Source organism: Vibrio nigripulchritudo ATCC 27043, from assembly GCF_000222685.1.
GTDB classification, from domain to species: Bacteria; Pseudomonadota; Gammaproteobacteria; order Enterobacterales; family Vibrionaceae; genus Vibrio; species Vibrio nigripulchritudo.
Map to the genome: position 1 here is coordinate 1 of NZ_AFWJ01000171.1, position 3,001 is coordinate 3,001.

Here is a 3,001-nt window from a genome sequence, read left to right on the forward strand (position 1 = left end):
CCATCTCACGCAGAGAAGAAGTCATTGAAGCACTCAAAGCGGTGGTTCCACCGATGGCTTTGATTGTCGTCGTACTGGGTTCCATCTTCGCAGGTATTGCCACTCCAACAGAGTCAGCGGCTCTGGGTGGTGCCGGAGCCATTGTGCTGGCGCTACTGTACCGTCAGTTTAGCTGGGCAATGATATACGATGCGTCCAAAGAAACCGTAAAAGTAACGGCTATGGTTTTTGCCATCCTACTTGGTGCAACTGCGTTTTCAATGGCGTTCACCTACACGGGCGGAGACTATCTGGTTGAAGAGTGGATGATGCAGATCCCGGGTGAGAAGTGGGGCTTCCTGATCATCACTATGCTGGTCATCCTGATTTTGGGCTTCTTTATCGACTTCGTTGAGATCTGTTTCATCATCGTACCGATTCTCGCTCCTGTCGCCGAACTGATGGGGATCAACATGGTTTGGTTTGCGATCCTGGTTGCGATGAACCTACAAACCTCGTTCCTGACGCCACCGTTCGGCTTTAGCCTGTTCTATCTTAAAGGTGTGGCACCGAAAGGCGTAACCACAAGAGACATATACCGAGGAGTAATGCCGTTTATTGCCATTCAGATTCTGGTACTGGCATCAATTCTGTTATTCCCGTCATTCTATGGAATGTGATCTCACAACTGTTACAGCTCGTTGATTTCGGTAAACAATGGGCGCTAATGTCAGCCTCTGATACATTCAGAGGCTGATTGTATTCGTGAACCCCCATGGACGTATCGCTGACGCATTGGGTGAGAGAGGGAGCTTATGCCTCTTAGAGCCAAACTGATATTACTCACCTTATTACCTCTGATTTTGGTTACAGCCAGTATCAGTTGGATCTCGATTCACCAAACCAAAGCGTTGGGTGTGAAAGAGATCGAAACGCTTCGAACCAGCTTAATACGGTCTAGAGAAAACGCATTAAAAGACAAGTTGGATCTTGCCTTTGATGCCATCCACCATGTCTACGCCAACGATGAGTTGAGTGAAGAAGACGCCAAACATCAGGTGAAGCAGATCCTTACGCGCTTAAGATACGGTTCGGACGGGTACTTTTTCGCTTACGACAAAAATGGCGTCAATCTTGTTCACCCCATTCTTCCAGAGCTGATCGGGCAGAACCTGATCAATATGCAGGATGAAAACGGTAACTTTCTGATTGTTTCTCTGATAGAGCAGGCGAGAAGCGGAGGCGGGTTTGCGCACTACTTATGGCAAAAACCGTCGACGGGTGAAATTGTGCCTAAGCTCAGTTATGCCGCGTGGTTGCCTAAGTGGGAATGGATGGTCGGAACAGGGCTTTACATCGAAGACATTCATCTCGAAGTTGCCCAGATGGAAGATTCCATCAACCAGAACATCGAAGCCACTTTTATCAGTACCATGTCGATTCTGAGTGTTACGGTTGCTGTGATTGTCGTGCTGACATTAGCGGTAAACTGGCATGAACATCGAATTGCGGACAAAAACCTGAAAGAGCTGGCTCACAAAACGGTCATGTTTCAGGAAGATGAAAAAAAGCATCTGGCGAGAGAACTGCACGACGGCATCAACCAGCTTCTGGTTTCGTGCAAATGCCACCTGGAGCTGCTGGCGCATAAGTTAAAGCAGAAAGAACCTAATATTGATGAAAGAGCACTGGCGCATCTGGATAAGTCTCAAATGTCGATGCTGACTGCGATCAATGAAGTACGTCGGATTTCCCATAATCTGAGACCGAGTTCGTTGGACGACATAGGCTTGCAGGCCGCTCTCGAAACCTTGCTTCAGGATTTTCGCGAACACGCTCAGATTCCAGTGGAATACGAGATCGACAAATCCATGTCGAAAATGAATTCCGAAGTGGCTACAACATTGTATCGAGTGGTTCAGGAATCGCTCACTAACATAGAGAAACATGCGTACGCCAACCGAGTTGAAGTGGTGGTGCACCAGCTTGGTGAACAAATTCAGCTGATGATTCGAGATGACGGGCGAGGGTTTTCAGTCAGTGATACCATGCGGGCAAAAGGGATCGGATTGCGAAATATGCGAGAAAGAGTCGAATTTATCGGAGGAGATTTTGAACTCTTTAGCGAACCCAACTACGGTACAGAAATAACGGTTTTGATTCCGGCGTAATTAAGATAGAAAACTGGACAACATGGAATGCAAAAAGCAGTAAGCCAAGGTAAGGCGATAAACATAGTAATAGTGGATGACCATCAGGTAGTACTGGATGGTTTCCTCGCCCGGCTAGAAATGGAAGATGAAATTAACGTGGTCGCGACCGCAAGTAATGGAGTAGAAGCCATAGATGCCGTCACCAAAGTGCAACCCGATGTGGTGTTAATGGACGTGAGTATGCCTGTGATGAATGGCATTGAAGCGACCATGATTTTGAAAGAAGAGCACCCAAGTGTGAAAGTGCTGATGCTGACAATGCATGACAACCGTGAATACATCATGAAGGTGATGCAGGCAGGAGCCGTCGGGTACATGCTGAAAGAGATTTCGGCAGAAAAGATGGTTCAGGCCATTAAGACGGTGTATCAAGGTTCCACGTACTTTTGTGAGTCCGTTACACAAACCTTGTTCACCCAGCCCATCACTCCCGCACAACAAAAACCCAATCCATTAAGCCGCCGAGAAGAGGCAGTACTTAAATTGGTGGCAGAAGGGCAGAGCAGTAAGAAAATTGCCTCAGCGCTCAACATCAGTTACCGCACGGTTGAAACCCACCGGCAAAACATCAAGCACAAGCTGGATTTACACTCTACGGCAGAGTTAGCGAAATACGCGCTAGAGAAAGGTTTGGTTGACTGAGTCCAAGAGAATTAGAAAATCAGAAAGCGAGTGCTGATTCACTCGCTTTTTCTTTATGGCGCAGGCTGTTCGTTTTTGGTGATACTGCCAATTTCCAAAACAGGCGCAACGTCATAGCTTTCAGCATTCATCATTGAAGACAAACGCTGTACTGAAGATAACAGTAA

The 3,001-nt window shown here is 47.2% G+C and carries 3 protein-coding genes and 1 pseudogene; 3 read left to right on the forward strand and 1 reads right to left on the reverse strand.

Annotation, left to right across the window (positions count from 1 at the left end; all coding sequences use genetic code 11):
* From RH89_RS14170 to RH89_RS14180, 3 genes are all read left to right on the forward strand, one after another.
* The coding region (locus tag RH89_RS14170; RefSeq protein WP_004403082.1) for a TRAP transporter large permease subunit at nt 1-659 on the forward strand (659 nt) is incomplete at its 5' end.
* A 135-nt stretch (nt 660-794) separates the two neighbouring features.
* Entirely contained in the window at nt 795-2,150 is a 1,356-nt protein-coding gene (locus RH89_RS14175; protein WP_004403083.1) for a cache domain-containing protein, read from the forward strand.
* Between the two features lie 27 nt (nt 2,151-2,177).
* Entirely contained in the window at nt 2,178-2,834 is a 657-nt protein-coding gene (locus RH89_RS14180; protein WP_004403084.1) for a response regulator transcription factor, read from the forward strand.
* A 53-nt stretch (nt 2,835-2,887) separates the two neighbouring features.
* On the opposite strand, the pseudogene RH89_RS29450 reads toward RH89_RS14180, so the two are convergent.
* Nucleotides 2,888-3,001: pseudogene (locus RH89_RS29450) on the reverse strand (MarR family transcriptional regulator); the annotation flags it as partial.